The organism is Exiguobacterium sp. UBA6282 (genome assembly GCF_002440475.1).
In the GTDB taxonomy this organism is placed as follows: Bacteria; Bacillota; Bacilli; order Exiguobacteriales; family Exiguobacteriaceae; genus Exiguobacterium_A.
In genome coordinates, this window is record NZ_DJUM01000016.1 from 1 (window position 1) to 22149 (window position 22149).

23 protein-coding genes and 2 pseudogenes are annotated in these 22149 nt (G+C 47.6%); 10 read left to right on the forward strand and 15 right to left on the reverse strand.

Annotation, left to right across the window (positions count from 1 at the left end):
• The 4 genes and pseudogenes from B2751_RS04505 to B2751_RS04520 form a co-directional block, all read right to left on the reverse strand.
• Positions 1 to 216 (reverse strand): annotated as a pseudogene (locus B2751_RS04505) (dehydrogenase); the annotation flags it as partial.
• Positions 217 to 231: 15 nt separating this feature from the next.
• On the reverse strand, positions 232 to 1527 hold the full coding sequence (locus B2751_RS04510) for an arsenic transporter (RefSeq protein ID WP_290773140.1): 1296 nt from the start codon (positions 1525 to 1527) through the stop codon (positions 232 to 234).
• A 19-nt stretch (positions 1528 to 1546) separates the two neighbouring features.
• Positions 1547 to 1876 carry an ArsR/SmtB family transcription factor gene (locus B2751_RS04515; RefSeq protein WP_052019022.1) on the reverse strand — a complete coding sequence of 110 codons (330 nt, stop codon included), beginning with the start codon at positions 1874 to 1876 and terminating at the stop codon, positions 1547 to 1549.
• A gap of 79 nt (positions 1877 to 1955) precedes the next feature.
• A complete protein-coding gene (locus tag B2751_RS04520; protein ID WP_290773143.1) occupies positions 1956 to 2396 on the reverse strand; it encodes a VOC family protein in 441 nt (146 codons plus the stop codon).
• A gap of 477 nt (positions 2397 to 2873) precedes the next feature.
• On the opposite strand from B2751_RS04520, the gene B2751_RS04525 reads away from it, so the two are divergent.
• Positions 2874 to 3377: a DNA topology modulation protein gene (locus B2751_RS04525; protein WP_035408072.1), complete on the forward strand. Its 504-nt coding sequence runs from the start codon at positions 2874 to 2876 to the stop codon at positions 3375 to 3377.
• Between the two features lie 142 nt (positions 3378 to 3519).
• Here B2751_RS04525 and B2751_RS04530 read toward each other — a convergent pair whose 3' ends face one another.
• A complete protein-coding gene (locus tag B2751_RS04530) occupies positions 3520 to 5226 on the reverse strand; it encodes a methyl-accepting chemotaxis protein (protein ID WP_290773148.1) in 1707 nt (568 codons plus the stop codon).
• A 162-nt stretch (positions 5227 to 5388) separates the two neighbouring features.
• Between B2751_RS04530 and B2751_RS04535 the strand changes: the two genes are divergently transcribed.
• The gene (locus B2751_RS04535; RefSeq protein WP_290773151.1) at positions 5389 to 6441 is read left to right on the forward strand and encodes a C45 family autoproteolytic acyltransferase/hydolase; all 1053 of its coding nucleotides are present in this window, start codon (positions 5389 to 5391) and stop codon (positions 6439 to 6441) included.
• 39 nt (positions 6442 to 6480) lie between these two features.
• Here the strand turns inward: B2751_RS04535 and B2751_RS04540 are convergent, their stop codons facing one another.
• The 4 genes from B2751_RS04540 to B2751_RS04555 all read right to left on the reverse strand — a co-directional run bounded on the left by B2751_RS04540 (position 6481) and on the right by B2751_RS04555 (position 9055).
• The gene (locus tag B2751_RS04540) at positions 6481 to 6957 is read right to left on the reverse strand and encodes a GNAT family N-acetyltransferase (RefSeq protein ID WP_290773154.1); all 477 of its coding nucleotides are present in this window, start codon (positions 6955 to 6957) and stop codon (positions 6481 to 6483) included.
• The gene (locus B2751_RS04545; RefSeq protein WP_290773157.1) at positions 6939 to 7517 is read right to left on the reverse strand and encodes a GNAT family N-acetyltransferase; all 579 of its coding nucleotides are present in this window, start codon (positions 7515 to 7517) and stop codon (positions 6939 to 6941) included. The genes B2751_RS04540 and B2751_RS04545 overlap by 19 nt, the downstream gene beginning before the upstream one ends.
• A 34-nt stretch (positions 7518 to 7551) precedes the next feature.
• The gene (locus tag B2751_RS04550; RefSeq protein WP_214853615.1) at positions 7552 to 8040 is read right to left on the reverse strand and encodes a GNAT family N-acetyltransferase; all 489 of its coding nucleotides are present in this window, start codon (positions 8038 to 8040) and stop codon (positions 7552 to 7554) included.
• Positions 8041 to 8149: 109 nt separating this feature from the next.
• Positions 8150 to 9055 carry a methyl-accepting chemotaxis protein gene (locus B2751_RS04555; RefSeq protein ID WP_035408084.1) on the reverse strand — a complete coding sequence of 302 codons (906 nt, stop codon included), beginning with the start codon at positions 9053 to 9055 and terminating at the stop codon, positions 8150 to 8152.
• A 260-nt stretch (positions 9056 to 9315) separates the two neighbouring features.
• Between B2751_RS04555 and B2751_RS04560 the strand changes: the two genes are divergently transcribed.
• The 3 genes and pseudogenes from B2751_RS04560 to B2751_RS04570 all read left to right on the forward strand — a co-directional run bounded on the left by B2751_RS04560 (position 9316) and on the right by B2751_RS04570 (position 11855).
• The gene (locus tag B2751_RS04560; protein ID WP_290773160.1) at positions 9316 to 10299 is read left to right on the forward strand and encodes an ROK family protein; all 984 of its coding nucleotides are present in this window, start codon (positions 9316 to 9318) and stop codon (positions 10297 to 10299) included.
• Positions 10296 to 11460, forward strand: a pseudogene (locus B2751_RS04565) (MFS transporter). The gene B2751_RS04560 and the pseudogene B2751_RS04565 overlap by 4 nt, the downstream one beginning before the upstream one ends.
• Positions 11461 to 11477: 17 nt before the next feature.
• On the forward strand, positions 11478 to 11855 hold the full coding sequence (locus tag B2751_RS04570) for a VOC family protein (protein WP_290773163.1): 378 nt from the start codon (positions 11478 to 11480) through the stop codon (positions 11853 to 11855).
• Between the two features lie 65 nt (positions 11856 to 11920).
• Here the strand turns inward: B2751_RS04570 and B2751_RS04575 are convergent, their stop codons facing one another.
• Positions 11921 to 12394, reverse strand: coding sequence for a hypothetical protein (locus B2751_RS04575; RefSeq protein ID WP_290773166.1), 474 nt, complete (start codon positions 12392 to 12394; stop codon positions 11921 to 11923).
• 1775 nt (positions 12395 to 14169) lie between these two features.
• Here B2751_RS04575 and B2751_RS04580 point away from each other — a divergent pair.
• Positions 14170 to 15969 carry an ABC transporter permease gene (locus tag B2751_RS04580; protein WP_290773169.1) on the forward strand — a complete coding sequence of 600 codons (1800 nt, stop codon included), beginning with the start codon at positions 14170 to 14172 and terminating at the stop codon, positions 15967 to 15969.
• Positions 15970 to 16110: 141 nt separating this feature from the next.
• On the opposite strand, the gene B2751_RS04585 is transcribed toward B2751_RS04580, so the two are convergent.
• Entirely contained in the window at positions 16111 to 16395 is a 285-nt protein-coding gene (locus B2751_RS04585) for a hypothetical protein (RefSeq protein ID WP_035408095.1), read from the reverse strand.
• Positions 16392 to 16694, reverse strand: a complete 303-nt coding sequence (locus B2751_RS04590; RefSeq protein ID WP_056061265.1) for a DUF2089 family protein — start codon at positions 16692 to 16694, stop codon at positions 16392 to 16394. Before B2751_RS04590 ends, B2751_RS04585 begins: the two co-directional genes overlap by 4 nt.
• Positions 16695 to 16881: 187 nt before the next feature.
• Here B2751_RS04590 and B2751_RS04595 point away from each other — a divergent pair, with 187 nt between their 5' ends.
• Genes B2751_RS04595 through B2751_RS04605 form a run of 3 tightly spaced genes read left to right on the forward strand, consistent with a single transcriptional unit; the run spans position 16882 to position 18942 of the window.
• A complete protein-coding gene (locus B2751_RS04595) occupies positions 16882 to 17295 on the forward strand; it encodes a DUF4064 domain-containing protein (protein ID WP_056061264.1) in 414 nt (137 codons plus the stop codon).
• 28 nt (positions 17296 to 17323) lie between these two features.
• Positions 17324 to 18013 (forward strand): ABC transporter permease, encoded by a 690-nt coding sequence (locus B2751_RS04600; protein ID WP_290750222.1) that lies wholly within the window; start codon positions 17324 to 17326, stop codon positions 18011 to 18013.
• Complete coding sequence (locus tag B2751_RS04605; protein ID WP_290773173.1) at positions 18013 to 18942, forward strand: ABC transporter ATP-binding protein; 930 nt, start codon at positions 18013 to 18015, stop codon at positions 18940 to 18942. Before B2751_RS04600 ends, B2751_RS04605 begins: the two co-directional genes overlap by 1 nt.
• Positions 18943 to 19060: 118 nt before the next feature.
• Here the strand turns inward: B2751_RS04605 and B2751_RS04610 are convergent, their stop codons facing one another.
• Entirely contained in the window at positions 19061 to 19393 is a 333-nt protein-coding gene (locus tag B2751_RS04610) for a hypothetical protein (protein ID WP_056061255.1), read from the reverse strand.
• 75 nt (positions 19394 to 19468) lie between these two features.
• Between B2751_RS04610 and B2751_RS04615 the strand changes: the two genes are divergently transcribed.
• Positions 19469 to 20044 carry a hypothetical protein gene (locus tag B2751_RS04615; protein WP_290773178.1) on the forward strand — a complete coding sequence of 192 codons (576 nt, stop codon included), beginning with the start codon at positions 19469 to 19471 and terminating at the stop codon, positions 20042 to 20044.
• 105 nt (positions 20045 to 20149) lie between these two features.
• On the opposite strand, the gene B2751_RS04620 is transcribed toward B2751_RS04615, so the two are convergent.
• Together B2751_RS04620 and B2751_RS04625 are read right to left on the reverse strand one after the other, a co-directional pair.
• Positions 20150 to 21109 (reverse strand): FecCD family ABC transporter permease, encoded by a 960-nt coding sequence (locus B2751_RS04620; RefSeq protein WP_290773229.1) that lies wholly within the window; start codon positions 21107 to 21109, stop codon positions 20150 to 20152.
• Positions 21110 to 21114: 5 nt separating this feature from the next.
• Positions 21115 to 22098, reverse strand: a complete 984-nt coding sequence (locus B2751_RS04625; protein ID WP_290773181.1) for a FecCD family ABC transporter permease — start codon at positions 22096 to 22098, stop codon at positions 21115 to 21117.
• Positions 22099 to 22149: the final 51 nt, after the last annotated feature.

Genomic DNA, 22149 nt, shown 5'->3' on the forward strand with positions numbered 1-22149 from the left:
GTTGTAACGTTTCTTGAAGAACGCTGCGTCGCGTGGCGTCAATTCATCGAGCTCAGCGACTTCACCGCCGACGAAATAGGGAATCCCACAACCGGAATAGGAAATGTCCTCGTCCCGGTCGTAGATCGTGATCTCTAAGTCTTCGCTATTACGGCGTGCCTTCGCCCCAACTGATGTGCCGGCAGCGACCGAGCCGATGATAAGTAGTTTCGCCATATTCATGTCCTCCTCTTAATAGAGTAATAAACTGATGTAGAGCCCGAGCAACGCGATGGCGAGCGTCGGAATCGTCAAGACGGTACCAATTTTGAAATATTGTCCCCAACCGATCCGGACCCCTTTCGAGCGCAAGACATGGAGCCACAGTAAGGTTGCAAGACTTCCGATCGGCGTGATCTTTGGACCGAGATCGCTACCGATGACATTCGCGTAGATTAAGGCGTCACGAATCGCTCCCGTCGTTGCCGTATGCTCGATCGACAACGCATTGATCATGACGGTCGGCATATTGTTCATGACAGAAGACAACAGAGCGGCAAGGAAGCCCATTCCAAACGTCGCCGATGCGAGGTTCGTCGCCATCCACTCGATCAACTCCGCAAGGACTTGGGTCAGTCCCGCATTGCGCAGACCGTAGACGACGATATACATACCGAGCGAGAAGAAGACGATCGCCCACGGGGCACCGGCAAGGACCTTCTTCGTCGGAACACTCGGTGATTTTTGCGCCAGTAATAAGAAAAAGACAGCGATGATGCCAGCAACGAGACTGACCGGAATGCCAATCGCATCACTCGTAAAGTATCCGACGAGCAACAAGCCAAGGACGATCCATGAAGCACGGAACATCCGCATATCGCGAATCGCAGACGTCGGTTGCGCCAAATCCTCGACGGCATAGACTTTCGGGATCTGCTTCTTGAAATAGAGATACAAGACGAGCAGACTTCCCGCGACTGAAAAGACGTTGACGAAGACCATCCGCGCCGCATACGCCGTAAAGCCGATGTGAAAGAAGTCCGCCGAAACGATGTTGACGAGGTTCGAGATGACGAACGGAAGACTTGCCGTGTCGGCGATAAAGCCGGAGGCGAAGACATATGCCAGGACGACCGCATCCGGTAACTTCAAGTGACGGACCATCGCGAGGACGATCGGTGTCAGAATCAAGGCAGCCCCATCATTCGCGAACAAGGCCGAGACAAGGGCACCGAGTAACGTCATGTAGATGAAGAGTTTCAGACCGCCACCGCGGGCGATTCGGGCCATATGTAACGCGGCCCATTCAAAGAAGCCGATCTCATCTAAGATCAATGAGATGACGATCAAGGCGATGAAGGTGAACGTCGCGTTCCAGATGATCCCCCAGACGGTCGCGACGTCTCCCAGTTCGACGACGCCCGTTAAAAGTGCGACAATCGCCATTCCGATCGCCGAGTACCCGATACCGAGCCCTTTCGGTTGTTTGATGATTAAAAATAAGGTGATCAGAAATATTCCGATCGCAAGCCATTGTGATGCTGTCAATTAATTCACTTCATTTCTGTTAGATTTCTAATACGGTACAGGAACTGGAGCGCACATCTGCTGTATCCAGCCGTCTTAGCATCCATTCCAGTTGACCGTAATAAGGATGTTCCCGATTTAAGCGATAATAGATCCATTGCCGATCGCGGCGTTCGGAGATGATCGCTTGTTCTCGAAGTCGTTTTAAATGTCGACTGATCGCGGGTTGTGAAATATCGAATGCCGCGGTCAAATCACAGACACAGTGTTCGCGCACCTGTAATCGACGTAAGATATCCAGCCGTACCGGATCACTTAACCCTTTGAGATACTGACTCATCGTTTCTATTTCTGGATCAAATCGTGTCATGAGTTTCCCGTCCTTTCTTCATCAGGATATAATATAACCATTTGGTTATACAACAAGAAATAAAAAATCGATCCCGTGTTTATACGGAATCGATTTTTTCTGCTAGCTCTATGATCACACCTTCAGGTCCTCTTACGTAACATAGGCGATACTCATTTTCGTAATTCGCGACGTCCCCAATCGGTTGATATCCTTGATCCGCTAATCGTTCGAGGAGTGCATTGAGTCCTGTCACTTCAAAACAGAGATGACGCAATCCGCTGGCATAAACGGGCTGAACGACAGTGGACGTCTCAACTGGTCGTTTGAACCGAACCAGTTCGAGCCAGATTGCTTCACCTGGTAACCCAAGAGCGACACATTCCGTCTTTGCCCCGTCTAGATTCAACAAACGATCGAGCAACTTCCCTTCCATTTCCCATCGTCCACGTACTTCGAGCCCGCAAAGCGAAAAAAAGTGAATCGCTTCTTCTAGGTTCACGACGTTCAGACTGATATGATCCGTTCGTTTAATTGGCATCCGTCATTCCTCCTCAAGTGTGTCAAAATGTTTTCAAAACGGTGATAGAAAGCACATCTAGAGCGTTTCGAAGTGGTGGCTGAAGTTTGTATCGTCAGTTGCTATTTCATGAAACAAGCCGTTGGTGACTCCGGATCATTATCGAAAATTGATGGCTTTCTGACTGAAATCCTCTACATCGACTGGCTCGTGACGACCCCGCTCCTCTTGAATATGTCATCAGTTGTATCGCTTAGTTATATATCACTTAACTGCTGTTTACGAATGTCACAAAAGCTGCTCAAGATAACCCGACACCGATTCATAAAGCTTTGTTTCAGATACGCTTGTTCTGCATCCCAGTAAGAGAAATAGAAAAACAATCGTCATCCCTTCGATTATGAAATTTGGTACCATCTCATTCACTCCTTTCGTTCTATCCTCGACTAGAAAACCGTGATATGATCAATTCCTATGACAAAAAATAGGAGGTCTATGATGCGAAAAATCATCCTGATTGGTTCTGGTGGGTCCGGTAAATCGACGCTTGCCCGCGAGATGGGAAAAAAACTAAGTTATCCCGTTGATCACCTCGACAGCTTATTGTGGCGTCCGAACTGGGAGGCGGTTTCGCGTGAGGAACAACGCCAGATTCAACAAACACTCATATCGCGTGATACATGGATCATCGACGGTAATTACGGTGGAACGCTTGACTTACGAATCGATGCCGCTGATACGGTCATCTTCCTTGATCTGCCGCGGACGCTTTGTCTGTACCGTGCGCTGAAACGGACCTTGCGCTATCGTAAGACCGGCCGACCGGATATGGCGGCAGGCTGTCCCGAGAAACTGTCGCTTGATTTTCTGAAATGGATTTGGCGGTTTCCGATCGATAAGCGACCGAGTATCCTTTCAACGCTTAAAGCGACGTCCGATAAACAAATCGTTCATTTGCGGTCCCGCCGCGCTGTCAAACAGTTTCTTCAATCACTTTCATAACATCCGTCCATCTGTTACCTTTCGTCATCCTTAGTGATGTACATACGACGAAACAAACTTACTCTCCTGCCCGTTTTCCAGTCATTACCACAAATAAAAAAACGACCATGACGGTTACCCCTCATGGTCGTAGTGCAATATCTTACACGCTGAATCTGCCTGTGACTTGTTTTAAATCATCCGCCATCGTCGCGAGCGATTGCGATGCAGACGAAATTTCTTCCATCGACGCCATCTGCTCCTCGGTCGAAGCGGAGATGTTTTGTGTCCCGGCAGCGGTTCCTTCCGTCACCGCTTGAATCGTCCGCATGACAGAAGCGATTTGTTCACTCGCTGCCGCCATTTCCTGAACGGCGCCGGACACTTCTTCGACGTGCCCTGTCACGTCGGTGATCGCTGTCTCGATTTCCGAGAAGGATGTCCCTGCCTGATCGACGACGGCAATCCCGCTCGTCATCTCGGTCGAGACCTTCTCCATCGAGGCGACCGATGCTTCTGTCTCTTGTTGGATGACCCGAATCAAGGACTCGATCTGTTTTGCCGAGACCGCCGATTGTTCCGCAAGCGTCTTGACTTCCGCTGCGACGACGGCAAATCCGCGTCCTTGTTCACCAGCGCGTGCTGCCTCGATTGCTGCGTTTAAAGCGAGGAGGTTCGTCTGTGCCGCGACACCTTTGATCGAATCCGTGATTTGACCGATTTCCTGTGATCGGTTGCCAAGACCATCAATGACTTGGCTGAGACGCGACACGTCTTCTTGAATACGTCCCATCTGCGTTCCGAGTGATCCGACGACCTTCCCCCCGAGTGCGACTTTTTCCATCGCGTCTGTCGTCCGTTGCGTCATCTGTTGCGCATTGCCGGCGACGTAGCGGACGGACGTCGTCAACTCTTCAATCGTCCGTGAAGCATCGGACACTTGATGCAGCTGTTGACTTGCACCGCTTGCCATCTCTTCCATCGTCACAGCGACCATCTCTGTTGCTTTCGTCGTTGATTCCGCATTGACGCTAAGCTCATCCGACGCAACGGCGACGCGGTCTGCCGTTCCCGTCAGTTCAAGGACGACTTGTTGTTGTGAGGCGATCATTTCATTAAACGATGTCGTCAATTGACCAAGTTCGTCTTTCGAATCATAGTGACCTCGGACAGTCAAGTCACCTTTACCTGACTGATTCATCCAACCCTGCAGTTGACGAATCGGACGCGTGATGAGACGTGTGATGTATAAGGCAAGTCCTGCAAACAAGAGGACCGCCAGTAAAAAGATACCGAGCATTAAGTAAAAGGCGGTTTGTTTTTCCGCTTGATTCTGGGCATCTAACATCTTCGCTTGTTTCGTCATTGAGGCCATTAATGCTTTTGCCGAGTTCGCGACGTTATCCCGGACTTGTTCCAAACCATCGGAATACGCCGTGTAGGCTTCTTCCTCTTCATTTCGTGTCGCCGCATCTTGAACGAGCGTCATCGAGTTGTCGTAGGCGAGGACATTATCCTTCAACTCCTCGAGTTGTTTCTTTTCTCGCGCATCAAATTGTCCCGTTTTTTCAACCTTCGTGACCGACGATCGAATCTGAGCCTGTCGCGTATCGATATCGGCTTGGAGTTCCGTGATTCGTGCTTCATCCTTCGTTAGGATCATCTCCACTAAAAAGGAATCGAGAGCCCGTGTATCGATCCGAATCTGTGCCACTTCTTGGATCGGAATCAAGTTCTCCTGATACATCGCTCGGGAAGCGTTTGACATCTGGTTCAAGAAATAGAGTCCTGCTCCCGCAATGAGTAGCATCGCAACGACGGCTGTTGCGATCAAAGCTTGTATCTTCCGTCTGACTGACATATGTTTCATTCCATCCCCTCCCGTTTTTGTTATCGGTTCAGGATTGAAAAAGTTGACTATTTTTTCAATATTCCCATACTTTAGATGTGCTTTAGTAAAGACTTGCCATACGACTTTCTCCCTTGCGTTCGATATAATCAGCATACAGCAGTTGAAGAAAGGATGAGTCCCATGCAACGAGTAGCCAATGAAATCACGCAATTCCGCGGCAGTCATTATGAGTTCGGTCGCGAACAAGGGCGTTACGTCAAACGAAATCAGTTGCTCCATAACCGAGAGGACAACTGGAAAATCCGTGTTCCTCGCTTTCAAGTCGATCCGGTCGAGACGAAGGAGATGTTCCTTCGGTATGCTCCGCACATCTGGGACGAGTTGCTCGGACTGCAAGACGAACTCGAACTATCATTGCCAGACACCTTACTCCATTTCGGACATTACCGTGTTGAAGGTCCTAAAAGTGGTTGTTCGATCATGACCGGTGATAATTTTCTCGTTCGCAATTATGATTATCATCCGATGACGTACGACGGACGATTTTCCGTCTTTCAACCGAACGATGGCGGTTCAGCGATCATCGGCCCGGCATCTCGGGTGACCGGTCGAATGGACGGGATGAACGAACATGGTCTTGCGATGGGTTATAACTTCATCAATCGTCGGCGGCCGGGAGATGGATTCGTCAGCTTCATGATCGGACGGATCATCCTCGAGATGTGTACGTCGGTCGACGATGCGATCTCACTCGTCAAAGAGATTCCACATCGCGGATCGTTCACGTACGTCGTCCACGATAAATCCGCGCGTTCGTTTGTCATCGAGGCGACGGCACGCGACGTCCAAGTGCGGGAATCGAACATGTGTACCAATCACTTCGATTTGCTACAGCACGAAAACCGCTATCACCTGGATGACTCAAAACGTCGGATGATGGAGCTAAAGACACATCAACATATGATTCAAGATGCGGAATCCGCTTTCCGACTCTTGAACGATACTGATAAAGGCGTCTTCGCTGATTTATATGCGCAGTGGGCAGGAACGATCCATACGTCTGCCTACTTCCCGGAAGAGTTAAAGGTATGGTTCGCGCTCGGTGGTGATCAGGAACCGGTCACGTTCGACTTTTCTGACTGGCTCGCCGGCAATGACTTCACAGCAAGTGAAATCACAGGAGAACTTGAGACGACCATCCAGTTTGCAAATACACTTCAGACATGGCGTTAAACGAAAAAGATGCCTCCTGCTTGCGCAAGAGGCATCTTTTTACTGGGAAACGTCTAGTCGTTTCGACATATAATAATCCGTTTTCTCATACCCAAGCGAGTCATACACATGAATCGCCCGTTCGTTATGCGCGAAGACGTGTAACGAAATCTTTTTGACGTTCATCCGTTTTAACATCACTTCCAGTAATCGGAGTGCTTCTTTGCCGTACCCTTGGTTTTGTTTATCGGACGTAATCTTGACATCGAAGATGAAAGCGGAACGTCCGCGTGATTCTTCTTTTACGTGAACCCAGACCATTCCAATGTCGCTGTCTGTCTCGTCACGAAACGTAAACAAATAATGATCCTTCGTTTTCAGACCTTCAGGCAACAACGTCGCAAACTCATCTGTCGACTTAATATGCGCCTCGTTCTCTGACCACGTACCGGCGCGACACTTATCTGCCGCATATTCCTCGATTGCCACGGGTAGATACACCTCATAGGTCGCTTGTTTCATTGGCTCGATGCGCATGCTGCTACCTCCTGCGTTTTCGTCCAGTCCCGTCGTAACATCGCATAGACCTGGAGGTCGTGATAAGTCCCGTACAATTTCTCAGCGTCCCGTAAGACGCCTTCTTCCGTGAACCCGAGTCGTTCCGGGATCCGTCTGCTCCGGACGTTTCCAGTCGCACACTCGATGACGACGCGGTTCAAGCCGAGCGTCTCGAAACAATAATGCGTGACGAACCGGACGACGTCCGTCATGACACCTTTCCCGAGTCCTTTTTCTCCTAAGTAATAGCCGATCGACGTTTGCCCGAGATGCCGATCGATTGCATGCAAACCGATCGTTCCGACGAGCTCCTCCTGAAGATAGATGCCACACGTAAAGCCGTTGCCATCGGCGAACTGTTGCAGCCATGCTGGGATGACTACTTCCTGATATGTAATGGTATCTGTTGTACCATCAACCCAACCGAGCCATTCGCGAAGATGTGAGCGATTGGCATCGACGAGGGCGAATAATTCTTCCGCATGGTGCCGTTCGAACAATTGAAGCGATACGTGATCGGACACTTGTAACCTGAACATGACCTCTCCCCTTTCTAGTAACTGTTGTTTGACGTCACGACGTCGTTTCCCTGCTAGACGTCACGTTCCATTCCATCCGTCTTGAGCGGACAGACATTCCGAGTGCCTCGTAAAAGGCGATCGCTTCTTGATTGGCGTCATCGACGCCGAGTTCGATCCGGTCGCAACCAATTGTTTCCGCATGCGCGTAAGCGGCTTGCATCAATCGCTTGCCGACGCCTTGCTTCTGATGCGTATCCGCAACGACGAGACTGATGACCCGTAAGTAATGTTTATCAAAGACGAAGCCGCTCCCTTCGATGATATCTTCCTTTAAGACGATCACACCGGCAAGTCCTTTGTATTCCGCGACGAGGATTTCGAAATCTGATCGGTCGAGTTGCGACAAAAATAAGTCTTCCGAAACCGGCATCTCGTGCGGACGGTAGTGATCGGGGCGTAAAGCTACATGCTGCTCATGAATTTGTTGGAATAGCGGAATCAACGCCTGAAAATCGTCAGGGCGGGCAGTACGGATATTCATCAGAAATTCGCTCCCTTTTCGTTTTGTAGTATATTAACATATTATTCCAAAGTGTAGGGGTACTTTTTATACAAAACGGCACTCCGTTTATCGGAATGCCGTCTCTCACTTAAATTGCTTTTGTAAAATCTCGCGCTGTCTCCGTTAACGACGATGCTGCACTCTGCACGTCATGGAAACGATCAACCGTTTCCGCAACGACGATGACGCTTGCTTGTGCATCGGTCGTTGCTTGCGTCATCGCACGGGCAATCCGCTGTAGTTCATCGTTCATTCGCTGTGTCGTTTGCCGGACATCAACGACGGCTTGCTCGACGAGTTTCGAGAGATTGCGGACCTCTGTCGCGACGACATTGAACCCTTTCCCGTGTTCACCGGCTCGTGCTGCTTCAATCGAGGCATTGAGTGACAAGAGATTCGTCTGGGACGCGATCGTTTTAATCGTCTCGGTCACTTGGGCGATATCTTGCGCCTGGCGCTGCAAGCGTTCAATCGTCTGATGGTTATCACGGGTCGTCTCAGCCATCTGCTCGATTGTTTGCCGTAACGCTTTGCTCTCCCGCTCGCCATGCGTCGACCGCGTGTTCAGATCACTGGCGATCGCATCAAACGAAGTCGCGAATTGTTGAATCGTCTGCTGACGATCGGTGATATCAGAGGCGATCTTCAAGACACCGGTCACTTCTGTTCCATCGTATATCGGCATATAGGTCGCTTCTAGCCAAATCGATTGACCATACGCATCGATCCGTTCAATTTTATCCGCCGTACTGAAGCCGCTGAAAAGCTTCTGCCAAAATGCTTGATAATTGTCGCTCATTGCGAACTCCGTCGTACAGAATAGATGATGTTGCATCCCAATCATCTCTTCTCGTTTATATTTCATCGTCTTCGCGAACAAGCCATTGACATCAACGACACGACGTTGCCGATCGAATCGAATCATCGCGACGTTATCGCGCAGGGAGGCTACAATATCTTGGGATCCTAGGTCGGTTGATAGTTGTGTGGTCATGATTACAAACTCCTCTCGCCATCTACCTCCCGTTACAGGCTATCCAAGATATTACAAATCGGAATAGTATGAATTAAAGATATATGACTAAAATTTTTTCACTTCTTTTATTATTATCCAGAGAGAGTAAGAATGAAACATGATTTTCAGTGGATTTATTTCTTTCCTCTTTTTTGTTGTCTATATTTCCCGACCTGCTATACTTAAATCAAAACTTATTAAAATATTTTAATAAGTAATCCAAATTGGAGGTTTATCCTTTGACTGAAGTCCTCTCTCGTACGCGTCACGCTTTTTTGATCGACCATCTCGATACGATTCCGGTGATTCGGAACGTCCTAGACGTCAGTTTTCCGACTGCGAGCAAACAGATTGATCAGATGATCACTGCTCGGGAAATTGAAGAGACACCACTTGAATTGGTTCGCGGTGGTCGTCCGGCAAAACGGTATAGCTATCGCGTGAATCACTTTCACGGACTCGCTCTTTATCTCGAACGAACGTATCTGCAGTATCGCATCCACGACGTCGGTGGACATGTGATCGCAACGGATCGCCTGAACTTCGATTCGACGGATCATGTATCTGTTTTATTGAGCACGCTGACAGCATTACTTAACGATCATCCACGTATTCAGACGCTTTCGATTGGTGTCGCCGGTGCCGTTGATACGACCGGCACAATCCTATTCGCCCCGGATTATCCGACGCTAGACGGTCGCCCCTTACAACAAGAACTGACTGAACGGTTCGGGCGACCCGTCATCGTCGAAAATGATATGAACGCTGCGGTCCGTGCGCAAGCTTCTGATAACGAGACGACCGTCTATATGTATCTCGGAACGAACGGACCGGGAGCCGGTGTCGCCGTTTCAGGTCATGTCGTCCACGGAGCGCATCACTTCGCTGGAGAGATCTCGTTCATCCCGTTTGACGACAAGCGAAATGTCGGACAAGTCCTCGCGACGACTACACCACACTCTGACGACTGGTATGAGGCGTTAAGTCGAATCATCCTCTCGTTTAGCGCCACCTTAAATCCGGATGTTATCTTGTTCGCAGCGTCAGATGTCTCGGATGACGGGTTAGCTCGATTGACGGATCGATGCGCCAAGCGATTTCCGCTCAGCAAATTACCTCAGTTGCGAAAAGGCGACTGGGAAACCGATTATTTAGATGGTTTGATGCAACTCAGCATCCAGTCATTCATTGAACAAATTCCGTTAGGAGGTCTCGCCCGATGACCCGTCTACTATTACCTTTGATTTATCTCGCTTTTATCAGTCTTGGTCTTCCAGATGCGTTACTCGGTACGGCGTGGCCTGTGATGCGGCTCGATCTCGACGCCTCGCTCGACATGGCAGGTTGGCTCTTCATGACGATCGCTGCCGGAACGATCGTCTCGAGTCTGTTTAGCGGTCGACTGATCGAACGTTATTCAACAGGTCCGATCACGGCAGCTTCTGCCGGTTTGACGGCTCTGGCATTGATTGGTTTTTACGTTGCTCCGTCCTTGATTTGGCTCTTCGTCCTTGCGATTCCGCTTGGACTGGGCGCTGGAGTCGTCGACGCGGCGTTGAATCATTTCGTCGCCACGCATTATCAAGCGCATCATATGAACTGGCTCCATTGCTTCTGGGGCATCGGTGCGACGGCTGGTCCGCTCATCATGGCTGGTGTATTGCTCGATTCCGGCTGGCGTTTTGGTTACCTCGTCGTCGGCGCATTGCAACTCGTCTTGATGATTGTCTTAATCGTCAGCTTACCCCTCTGGAAGCGGGCTCCGAAACACGTGTCTGAACAGGTTCAGACCGTAAATACGTCGTCCGGAAAACCACGCGGATTGATTGCCGCTCTCGCTGCCTTCTGCTTTTATTGTGGAGCCGAAGCGGTCGTCGGGCTGTGGGGCAGCAGTTATCTTGTCCAAGTCCGGTCCTTTTCCGTAACATCAGCAGCGACGTGGATTTCCGTCTACTACGGAAGTATCACCGCGGGGCGCTTTATCAGTGGTTTTCTATCGCTGCGCTGGTCGAATCGTCGTTTGATTCGTGTCGGTCAATGGACGGCATTCGTCGGAGCCACCTGTTTCATCCTCGCACCTGCTGCCTGGATGCCGCTTGGTTTCGTACTTGTCGGGCTTGGTCTCGCACCGATTTATCCGGCAATGCTCCATGAGACGCCGGTTCGCTTCGGGGAGGCCGCGGCGCAACGGCTGATGGGGGGTACAAATGGCATTCGCCTATACCGGTAGTACCTTCATGCCGCCATTGTTCGGATGGCTGGCGACGTCCTACTCCTTATCGTTGTTCCATTGGTTCACGATCAGTCTCATCTTCTTGATGCTGATCGCTACGGAAGGATTGAACCGGATGTTATTCAGACAGCGATTGGCAAAAGCGTCTTGAAAAAAGGAGGAATGGAGATGAAGATTGAACATATCGCCCTTTGGGTGGCAGACCTGGAAGGGATGCGTCAATTCTACGAAACACATTTTGATGCTACGACAGGCGAGCGATATCATAATCCGATGAAAGGGTTCACGTCATATTTCCTGACGTTCTCGAGTGGTGCGCGTCTTGAATTGATGCAACGGACGGATATCACGGAACGGACGATGAATGCGCTCGGTTATGCCCACCTCGCCTTTTCGCTCGGCAGTAAACAAGCAGTCGATGACTGGACAGCTCGGTTACAGGATGAAGGTATACAACATCTTGACGGTCCTCGGACGACGGGTGACGGGTATTATGAAAGTACGATCGCGGACCCGGAAGGTAATGTGATTGAATTGACGGTCTAATAGATGAAACGAAACAATCCCTCATTCTGATTAGAGTGAGGGATTGTTTGTCGGTCGATGACTGTTCAATTGTTTTCTGCTTGTTGGTATTTCTCTTGACGAGCAGACTTCCGACGATTGATCATTCGTTCAAATACGAGAAGAGACCCTACTGGGTAGAACAATAAGAAGATTACTTTCAATAGAATCTCCGTATCCATACACGCTGAAAATGGTGGCAAGATGCCAAATAGAAGAAGAATTAATAATGTCAGAACTCCTCCTAACAGCAGGTGCAGGACGATCGACCATCTACGCTTATGCTTTTGCTGACTCACGATATATTCAATCCCTAATGATAGCGGTGTCCCGATCCCTAAAAAAATCAAACTCGTATAAAAGACCGTCACGACATAGACCTCGATCAGAACGAATATCGTCATGAACAGATTTTCTTCAACACTCCCGAGGTTCACTGGATTCATCAATAAATAGATGAATCCAAAATGAAGACTCATCAACAGAATTGCCTTCATTTTCTGCAATACTCGCTTTTTCATAGATGCCTCCCCCTTTCGAAAATAGTAAAAGACAGTAAAAGCCTCTATGAACTGAGGTTCCTACTGTCTTTATCGTTCGATTCACCTACCTTAAAATAACGTATAGTTCTGTAAAACATTGACAACGTTCGTTTAATAATTCATCCATTACATTTCAGAAAAGCAGTCGCTCATCCTAGTCCATTTATTTGGTAAATATGTAAATTGACTAATTTTTCAGTTATTAACTTTCTCTTTTCATTTTATCTATGGTTATAATTAGGTAGTTATTGGATTTATTTACTTACATATGGAATTTAAATCGTCATTAAGGAGGTTTTACGTATGACCAATTCGTTACACGCATTCAGTCATACTTCACTTCAGTCGATGCTTAACGCAAGATCGACTCATCGAAATCCGTTAATAACGAGACCGTACATTCAAACGCAGGAGGTTTTTGCCGATGCTTAAGTTCATCTGGAATTCCTGGTGGCGCAATAAAGAGCGCTTCATCCTGCTGCTCGTCGGTGTCCTGATCGTCAGTACCGGACTGAGTTATTTGATCGGTACGACGCAAGCCAATAACGGGACTGTCGTCGATGAGCTACAAAAGCGTTGGGGATCTTCTTACGACATCGTCGTCCGCCCGGAAGGCAGCCGGAGCGTAACGGAAGACTTGAAGTTACTTGAGCCCAACTATATGAGTGGTCTCGATGGTGGGATCACCCGCAAACAATACGAGACGATCAAAAAAGTCACTGACGTCGAGGTCGCTGCCCCGATCGCGATGATCGGCTACAATCAAACAGTTTCGAGTGTCGGTACGCACACGATCGATCAAGAAGGGATTTATAAACTGACGATCAAAGATACGCAAGATACCGGATTACAAAACGAATCATCGAGTGGGGTCACCTACTTAGCAGCAGGATGGGAACCCACAGGGGATGCAAAAAAATCAGGGGTGTCTCCCCTCCTCCTTGGAAAGCAGCCACTTTTTGAGTATGGGAGCCAAGTCATGATTGCAGGGGTTGATCCCGAAGCGGAAGCCGCACTCATCGGCTTGGACCAAGCGACGACAAAAGGAACCTATAGTAACTATTTTTCAAAAGATGATCAGGTCATCTCGTTCGGGGAAGACGGTGTTCAAATCCCAATCTTGTTGAACAATCGTGAATATGTCGATGCGTCACGCATCTACACGTACGAAAAAGTCGAGCTTCCGTCTAAAAAGAAATCCATCAACGACATGGTACAACAAGTCGAACAAAAAGGCGGAAAAGAATACTTAGACTCCTTACCGACAAGCGATGCGAAACGTTATACGATCACGACACAAGATGTCCAGAAGAAGCTCGTCAACGATATTTTGAAACACACGTTACCGACCGCTGAAGAGACGAACAGCAATTCCTTTACATGGATTGCCTTAAAACCGTCTCCGATCGACTACCGTTCGATCAAAAGTCCGTACGCTTCACGTTGGCCGTTCACCTATCAAGTCCAACCAAAACAAGTCGACCAAGATTCCTTGCTCGCTAAACGCAGCATGTACCGGGAAGCGAGGATGTTCGGAAAAGATAGCGTGGATTGGCCCAAAGTCAACTTGAACTATATTGGGGTCTTCGATCCGAAGAAATTGAATATCTCGAAAGACCCGCTGACAGAACTGCCGATGGAGACGTACTTCCCGTCGAAAGCTCAGTGGGTGATGGACAAGAATGAACGTCCCGTCAATCCGGTCCGAGACGTCAAACCNNGCCATCCGCGTCAACGTCAAAGGTGTCGAGACGATGAACGCTGCTAGCGAGAAGAAGCTCCAGCAAGTCGCAACAGAAATCGAACAGAAGACCGGACTGATCACGGACGTGACACTCGGTTCCTCGCCGCAGCTCGCCTTGACCTATTTACCGGGACTAAAAGACGAATCAGCGCTCGGCTGGGTCCAACAACCGTGGATCAAGCTCGGGTCCTCGATCGCCATTTTCCAAGAAGCAAAAGTCGGGATGAGCGGCATCATCGCTAGTGTCATCGCCGTTGCACTCGTCTATGTCTTCAGCTCGAATATCATCTTACTCTACGCTCGAAAAAAAGAGTTCGCGATTTTACTATCGCTCGGTTGGCGCCCGCGTCAGCTTTCGAAACTGCTGTTCCTCGAAGCAACAATACTTGGTACACTCGTCGTCTTGATTGCTTGGACGATTCTCGGTTCGTTCTGGGTCACGACGGACAATCCGATCGCAATCGGTCGGATTCTATTGATCGGTCTTGCTGGTTTACTCATTTACTGGGGTGGAACGCTTGTACCGATGACGCTCATCCGACACATCAAACCGTATGAAAGCATGCGTTCTGGTGAAGTCTCAAAAGGTCGTCGTTTCGTCCGCGCGCGTAGCGTGCTTGGGATGAGTACCAATCAGCTTGTCACCTACTGGCAACGAACATTGCTATCGGTCGTCGCGATTGCCTTACCGACGAGTCTGTTCATCTTCTTTCTCTTCATCACGTTCCGCTTAAAAGGCGTCTTGTACGCAACGTGGCTCGGCGAATATGTCGCGCTCGAAGTCGGGACGATGCATTACGTCGCGATGGGCGTCGCTCTATTAATCGCTATTCTAACGACGACCGAAATCATGTGGCAAAACGTTAATGAACGCAAGAGTCAGCTTGCCGTCCTCAAAGCAACCGGCTGGCAAGACAGACAAGTTCGTTTACTCGTACTAAGTGAAGGGATGATGACGGGACTCTGTGCTGGTGTGATTGGTCTTTTGACTGCACTTGGAATGATCGGTTTCGTTTACGGACAATTCCCGGTCCAAGAGCTTGGTTTCCTCAGCATCATGCTCTTGATTCCTGTGATCACTGGCGTATTAGGTGCCTTACTTCCTGCCGAGCGCGCTGTCCGGATTACACCGAATGCGGCACTCGGTAGTGTCGTTGAAAATACACAGGCGACAGAACGACGTTTCAAATGGGTTCTCGGATCGATTGCTGCTTCCTTGTGTATCGGGGTTGCGAGCCTGTTCTTGTTCGCCTCAACCGAATCCTCGACGACTACACCACAGAGTGCGTCGCCGAAACAACAGACGAGCGGACAAAAATTAAGAGACTTGGCTTCGGAAACAAAAACATCCGCTGACAAGAAAACAGACGATCAAAAAGCACTTAAAAAACTGATGAAGAAAGGAGTCATCCAAACGTATCCGGGCGATCCGGAAGCAACTTCTGAACTGTTCTATGCTAAATCACTCATTCCAACACCGAAAGAACTCGATTTAAAGGAAAAGAGCGGTTATCGGTTCGTTACGGTTCCTGTTGTCATGTACGATCCCGATAATAGAGTAAAAGGCGCTTATGCTATTTACCGACCTGGCACCTTTACATTGACGTCGCTCGACGGAAAAGAATATGAAACCGTTGATTACGTTAATCATAATAAGAAAGCATTCAGAAACAGTTATCAGTATCTCTCACCATATAAGTCAACCGTTGATTTAGTCTATCAAGTTCCTGATGACCAGAAGGTATTCGTTCTCTTTGCTGCGGATGATGCGTTTCCAAAGGATACGACAGTGAAGATTGAACTCGATTAATATGCCGTAATATGAATCTAGCACGGAACATGTAAATGAGAGTCGCCTCGGTTTCATCATCGAAACCGAAGCGACTCTCATTTTTCATGAAAAAAACGATCTCTTTCAAGATCGTCTGTATGTGAAACTATATGTACGACTTTACAGCGTATCGTGCACGCGCATTCGTTCTAGTTCTTTTTCTTGATTCTTTTTTAAAGCTTTTCGACCACGCGACCATTGTTCCCAAAGTGAAATCAACCCGATTCCTAAAATCAACACGTAGGCTAATAGGCTATTATATCTACCATCAAAGTAACGCCACGTCATCACGATCACTAAAATGATCGGCATGATGATGCCGAGATATGGATTGTGACGACTCGATAAGAAATACTGTATTCCTAAACAGATACTGATAAGTAGAGCAGAAACGAAGAAATTCATTGATTGTTACCCCTCTCAAGTCGATATTTTTCAATTATTTTTTTTGCATCCTCAATCGTGATGCGATCCTCGATTGCCATTTGTTTAATATATGTGATGAACGGTTCATTCTCGATTTTCTCATTCACTTCGATTTTCTGAATGATACGATCGACACGAATTCGGACGGTCGGATAGGACACATCATAATGTTTTGCTAGTTCCTTCAAGGAACCTGAGCTTACGATGAATTTTTTCACGAATTCCACTTCTTCCAATTCTAGAGATAAAATCCAATCGGGAACATCATCTTTCTTCATTTACCATTTCCCTCCTATGTATTCACAATAGCATTTATTTAAATAAAGTTAAAGTATTTTTGATATTAATTAAACATTTAACCAATAAAAAATTAAAATATATTCATTTTTCCACTTGTCATAGAGATTCAAGTCATGGTAGTTTAGGAATGTCAAATCGGAAAAATAAGGAAAAGGAGTGTTTTACTTGAAAAGAACAACAGAGTACATATTTGCAGTCATCGGTATCGTTTTGTTTGGATCATTGTGCTTAGGCGGTTTTCTATTGTCTGGCTCGATTGCGGATCACGCTGGCATGAAAGATTTGGTTGATCAATTCATTCGCGATGAGAACATCACGGATGTCACGGCTAATCAAATCCTCACATCCTTTCAACAATTCTTCTTGTACCTTGGTGCCGTCTCGCTCTTATGTACATTAGGAGGCATCTTCTCAATCGTCCGGATTCGCAAAAACGGTTCTGCTGGAAAGCTATTGATCATTACAGCGATTCTCGGGGGAATCTTTACGTTACTCGCCGGCGCCTTCGGTTCAATCGCTTACTTGATTGCCGGTATCACGAATGTATCGAAGAATAAGAAGCTAGCGCGACAATATTAATCTTACTTAGAGAAAGGTGCGTCTACATATGTTTGCCATTACGCTTCGCGAATTCAAATCACTTTTTCAAAGCATCCGCGCCATCCTGATCATCGTCGTCTTGTTCGGCGTGACGACTGGTTCTGCTAAACTCGTCAGCCAGTTCAAAGGGCAACTCAGTGATCTTGGTCTAGGTAACAATGCGTATATCATCGGATTGATGTTACTTCTGTTTTTAGCTGCTCCTTTATTCGTGACAAGTATTTCTCATAGTAGTGTCAATAAAGAGATCGAGTCGAAGACGATTCGTTTTCTTGCAACAAAAACGTCCCGTGAAAACATCATTTTCGGGAAGTTTTTAGGCAACGTATCGTTTTGGGTCCTCTGCCTGACAGTTGCCCTCATATTAATCGTTCCATTTTCAAAGTCGTTTCATTTCGTCGATTTGATTCAAAGCATCATCTTCGTCTCTTATTTCATTGGATTGTCGTTGTTTCTTTCAACAGTCGTCAATAATTCCTCGATGACGATGTTCGTCGGAATCTTCATCTCGATCGCGCTTCCGGTCATCGGGATGTGGAGTCTTATTTCGAAGAATGTCATCGTTGATACGTTGTCTTACTTAACGCCGTATTATTACTATACGCAAGAAAACACTGCTTATACTTACCTTGTTTTGATTCATATCGCTGTTTTCGTCTTGACGACTCTGATTATCTTTAAAAGGAGAGATCTCTGATGTTAGCCCTTCGTGCAACCAATTTAACGAAACAATACGGCAATAAGACCGTTGTCAACCAGTTGAATCTCGAGATCGAGCAAGGGGCCATCTTCGGATTCCTTGGTCAAAATGGCGCCGGTAAATCAACGTTCATCAATATGATCACTGGACTGGTCCGCCCGACGTCCGGAACATTCGAGTTACTCGGAGCGCCGAACGATTCCTTGAAAGATGTCCGGACACGGATTGGTGTTCTACCTGATTACTCGACCTTTTACGAAAACTTCACGGCGCTCGATCACTTGAAGTATTTCAGTAAAGTCCTTGGTCTGAAGACGACGATCGACGAGTTGAAGCAACTTCTGCGTGATGTACAACTCGAAGACGCAATCGATATGAAAACGAAGAACTACTCGTTCGGGATGAAAAAAAAGCTTGGTATTGCCCAAGCTTTAATCAATCGACCGGATATCTTATTTTTAGATGAACCGACATCTGGCGTTGATGCCAACTCGATTCTTGGAATTCACTCTTTGATTCGCAAGATTGCAGCAGACGGAACGACGATATTTCTAACGTCCCACAACTTGGACGAGGTCGAAAAACTATGTACGGAGATTGCAATCATGCAGGCTGGATCAATCCAAACGCAAGGTACGATGGAGGAGTTACGGGAACAATATGAGAAAAACATCACTGTTCATGTCAAACATGCGTTGCTCGACAATGAGATGCAACTACACTTGCAGTCTAAGTTGTCGACGCTTGCGAAAGACGTCAATGTTTCCCTGACTCAGTCAACGTTCATCGTCCAAAGTGAACAGGATATTGCGACGATCAATTCTTATCTTGTCTCACAACAGATCCATGTCTATCGACTCGAAGTAGAAGAAGCGTCCTTAGAAGAAATCTTCTTGAATCTAGGCACAGAAAGTCGCTCGGCTTAAACACTCGTTTTGAATCGATACATTATGAATTAAAAATCAGGCTTCCTAGCATCGTGAATATACGATGTCAGGAAGCCTGATTTATGTAGCTCAATTCTATTTTATATAAGATACCACTTTAAGGACCCGTACCGCAGGAAACAGCATACTTTTCCGCGTTTACCTTCTTTGAATAACAGATAAAAGGTGTTCCTCCCGTTTCACTTTTCCAATCATACCAAAACATATGGTACCGTTCTGCAACAGGATCTTGTTCCGTAATGACCGCAAAGTAATTTTGATAGTAATAGCCTTGTTTGTATAGTTCGTGTCTAAGAGCACCTTTAGGCGTAGCATCCGTAAACAGAATAGGTGATAGTACCGGCATGAGTAATACAATGAGGGCTATAACTCCTAAAAATAGTACCAATACTTTCTTTTTCCTTTTTTTCTTAAAATTCGATTTACTCATTTTTATACCCTTTCCTTTTTTGGTTTTTTTTGTTATATAATAACATGAACCAAACAATAGAAAGAGGTCACGATCGTGAAAAAAACTATTTTTTCATCCCTCACTTTAGGTGTCATCCTATATGCTGGTTTCTTATGGAGTAATGCGATTGCCGATTCTAATGTTGCACAAGAAAAATCTAAGAGTAGCATCACAGAGGAACAAGCTTTCGATTTTTTCACTACAGTGCTTGAGCAACAAAAAGCAGATTTCTTGAACAATACTCCGTTAGCGCATACTAACCTTTCAAAGTTATCTGAAGGGGACGAGGCTGTATTGATTTTTCTATCCACTACGGAAGTCGATAAAATTCAGCTGAATTCATTCAAATACAACATTTCTGATGTCAAAGTCTATTCAGAGAATCAAAAAAATTATGCTGAAGCGTATGTCACACGAACTTTTAACTTCGGAAAAAGTGGTCTTGAAACGGGTTTAGGTGATCAATTGGTACTTGAAATTCCATCACATGTAGACGATCAAAGCACATCGATTTCTTCGAGTAAATTAACCATTGAATCGAATCCAAACGCTAATAACGTTTCAGTTGATGAATTTTTAGAAAAGTATAAAGAGGAAGTAGAAAAATCAAACCAACTTGAAGCCAAATAAATATAGAAAGATGTCGCCATGATTCGTCAAGTGCGTACTTCTTTCCTTTCATAAAAATGGAGTCCTTCGCGTAATCGCTAGGACTCCATTTTGGTAGATCGAACATCATGCCGTCCGTTCTCTCCGTAAAAGATACAGGAAATACGGCACACCGATGATCGCTGTGATCAATCCGGCTGGTACTTCAAGTGGTGGATGTATCCCTCGACCGAGTGCATCCGCGACGACGAGTAACCCTCCGCCGAGCAACAGCGCCATCGGCAACACAGCAAGATGCTTATGACCAACGAGACGCCGTGCCATATGTGGCGCAATCAGTCCGATGAAACCAATCGCACCGACCGTCGCGACGGCAACACCAGCTAGAATGACCGCGAGCGCCAAGAAGATGTGCCGCGTCCGCTGAATTGGTAACCCAAGACCGATACTGACTTCTTCACTTAGTGATAAGACATCGAGTTGACGATGGCGATAGAAGATGATTGCACCAATCACGACGAGCACGGGCGCTAAGATCATCACTTCCTGCCACCCTTTCCCGAACAGACTCCCAGCGAGCCAGACGAGTGAATCGTTTGTCTGAAGTGGAAACTTGATCAACAAGTATTCCGTCCCGGAAGCACAAATCGCACTGACCGCGATTCCAAGTAACGCAAACGAACTACGAGAGACATTCCCGCCCCGCTCAAGCATCATTAAGGCGATCATGACAAGTGCTGCTCCGATGAAAGCAGCGATTGGTGTTAACAAGAGCGGACCATCCGGCACGAGGGCAATCGTTAAAACGGCGAACAGTGACGCACCATTCGTCACACCGATCACGTCAGGCGAAATCAATGGATTACGGATGACACTTTGTAAGATGACTCCGGCAAGTGAGAAACTCGCACCTGCTAAGAAAGCAAGGACAGTTCGCGGCAGACGGTAATTTTGGACGATGAAGGCATCCTTTCCACCAAAGAACGACTGCCATAGTTCCGATAACGATAACTGAATCGAGCCGACCGACAGTAAGGCAAAACTCGCGAAGAACACGAGCACCGCAACAATCAAAATCCGACCCATGTCTTTCATCGTAATCCCCCTTTCATCTGACGACGTGCCAGAACAAGGAAGAATGGTGCACCGAGCAATGACGTCACGATGCCGACCGGTGACTCATACGGATAGGCGATGAACCGCGCGAGGACATCGGCATACGTCAGCAGAAGTCCACCGATGACGGCAGCGACCGGCAGAACGATCCGGTAATCTTCCCCGACGAGGCGCCGCGTGATGTGCGGAACCATTAATCCAATGAAACCGATCGCTCCGGCGACGGCAACGGTGACGCCTGCGAGTAAGACGACACTGATGCCGGCAAGCAAACGGATTCGCGTCACTTTTTGCCCGAGACCGACCGCGACGTCTTGCCCCAGTTGGAAGACAGCGAGCGATTTCGCGAGACTCGCCGCAAGAAGCAAACCAGCAATCGACCATGGGAGGACGATCCGTAGTTCAAGCCAGCTCGCGTCACTGAGCGAACCGGACAACCAGTACAAGACGTTCGTGATCCGGTCGTTAAAGAGAATCAAGCCTTTCGTCAGCGACGTCAACAAGAGATGAATCGCCATCCCGACGAGGGCAAGTTTTAATGCTGTCATCCCGCGAACGGAGGCGAACGAAAAGACAAGCACTCCACCGACTAAGGCACCGGCAAAGGCGAAGTAGATCAAATTTGCCGTTCCGAGCGACGGAAAGACGAGCAGGCTTAAGACGACGAGAAATGACGCACCGGCATTGACACCAAAGACTTGCGGTGAAGCGAGCGGATTTCGTGTCACGGCTTGCATGATTGCCCCTGCAACGGCAAGATTCGCTCCGAGCAACAATCCGAGTAAGAGCCGCGGTAAGCGCAGATTTGTCAGGACGAGTCCTGCTTTTGATGTCGTGCCACTGATCCACTCCTGGACTAAGTGAATCGGATTCATCTGTGTGATGCCAAAGAACAGGCTACTATAAACCGCCAAGCAACCGAGTAATATGAGTACAAAAATCAGACGTTTCCGCTGCACCGGATGGTTCCCCTTTCATCAAGACGAAAAGCCAGATTGCTCCGGCTTTTG

Bases quoted from the DNA above. Each gene is read 5' to 3' on its own strand.
- B2751_RS04515 (WP_052019022.1), bottom strand. From the start codon at position 1,876: ATGACACGATTTGATCCAGAAATAGAAACGATGAGTCAGTATCTCAAA.
- B2751_RS04520 (WP_290773143.1), bottom strand. From the start codon at position 2,396: ATGCCAATTAAACGAACGGATCATATCAGTCTGAACGTCGTGAACCTA.
- B2751_RS04525 (WP_035408072.1), top strand. From the start codon at position 2,874: ATGCGAAAAATCATCCTGATTGGTTCTGGTGGGTCCGGTAAATCGACG.
- B2751_RS04530 (WP_290773148.1), bottom strand. From the start codon at position 5,226: ATGAAACATATGTCAGTCAGACGGAAGATACAAGCTTTGATCGCAACA.
- B2751_RS04535 (WP_290773151.1), top strand. From the start codon at position 5,389: ATGCAACGAGTAGCCAATGAAATCACGCAATTCCGCGGCAGTCATTAT.
- B2751_RS04540 (WP_290773154.1), bottom strand. From the start codon at position 6,957: ATGCGCATCGAGCCAATGAAACAAGCGACCTATGAGGTGTATCTACCC.
- B2751_RS04545 (WP_290773157.1), bottom strand. From the start codon at position 7,517: ATGTTCAGGTTACAAGTGTCCGATCACGTATCGCTTCAATTGTTCGAA.
- B2751_RS04550 (WP_214853615.1), bottom strand. From the start codon at position 8,040: ATGAATATCCGTACTGCCCGCCCTGACGATTTTCAGGCGTTGATTCCG.
- B2751_RS04555 (WP_035408084.1), bottom strand. From the start codon at position 9,055: ATGACCACACAACTATCAACCGACCTAGGATCCCAAGATATTGTAGCC.
- B2751_RS04570 (WP_290773163.1), top strand. From the start codon at position 11,478: ATGAAGATTGAACATATCGCCCTTTGGGTGGCAGACCTGGAAGGGATG.
- B2751_RS04575 (WP_290773166.1), bottom strand. From the start codon at position 12,394: ATGAAAAAGCGAGTATTGCAGAAAATGAAGGCAATTCTGTTGATGAGT.
- B2751_RS04580 (WP_290773169.1), top strand. From the start codon at position 14,170: ATGAACGCTGCTAGCGAGAAGAAGCTCCAGCAAGTCGCAACAGAAATC.
- B2751_RS04585 (WP_035408095.1), bottom strand. From the start codon at position 16,395: ATGAATTTCTTCGTTTCTGCTCTACTTATCAGTATCTGTTTAGGAATA.
- B2751_RS04590 (WP_056061265.1), bottom strand. From the start codon at position 16,694: ATGAAGAAAGATGATGTTCCCGATTGGATTTTATCTCTAGAATTGGAA.
- B2751_RS04600 (WP_290750222.1), top strand. From the start codon at position 17,324: ATGTTTGCCATTACGCTTCGCGAATTCAAATCACTTTTTCAAAGCATC.
- B2751_RS04605 (WP_290773173.1), top strand. From the start codon at position 18,013: ATGTTAGCCCTTCGTGCAACCAATTTAACGAAACAATACGGCAATAAG.
- B2751_RS04610 (WP_056061255.1), bottom strand. From the start codon at position 19,393: ATGAGTAAATCGAATTTTAAGAAAAAAAGGAAAAAGAAAGTATTGGTA.
- B2751_RS04620 (WP_290773229.1), bottom strand. From the start codon at position 21,109: ATGGGTCGGATTTTGATTGTTGCGGTGCTCGTGTTCTTCGCGAGTTTT.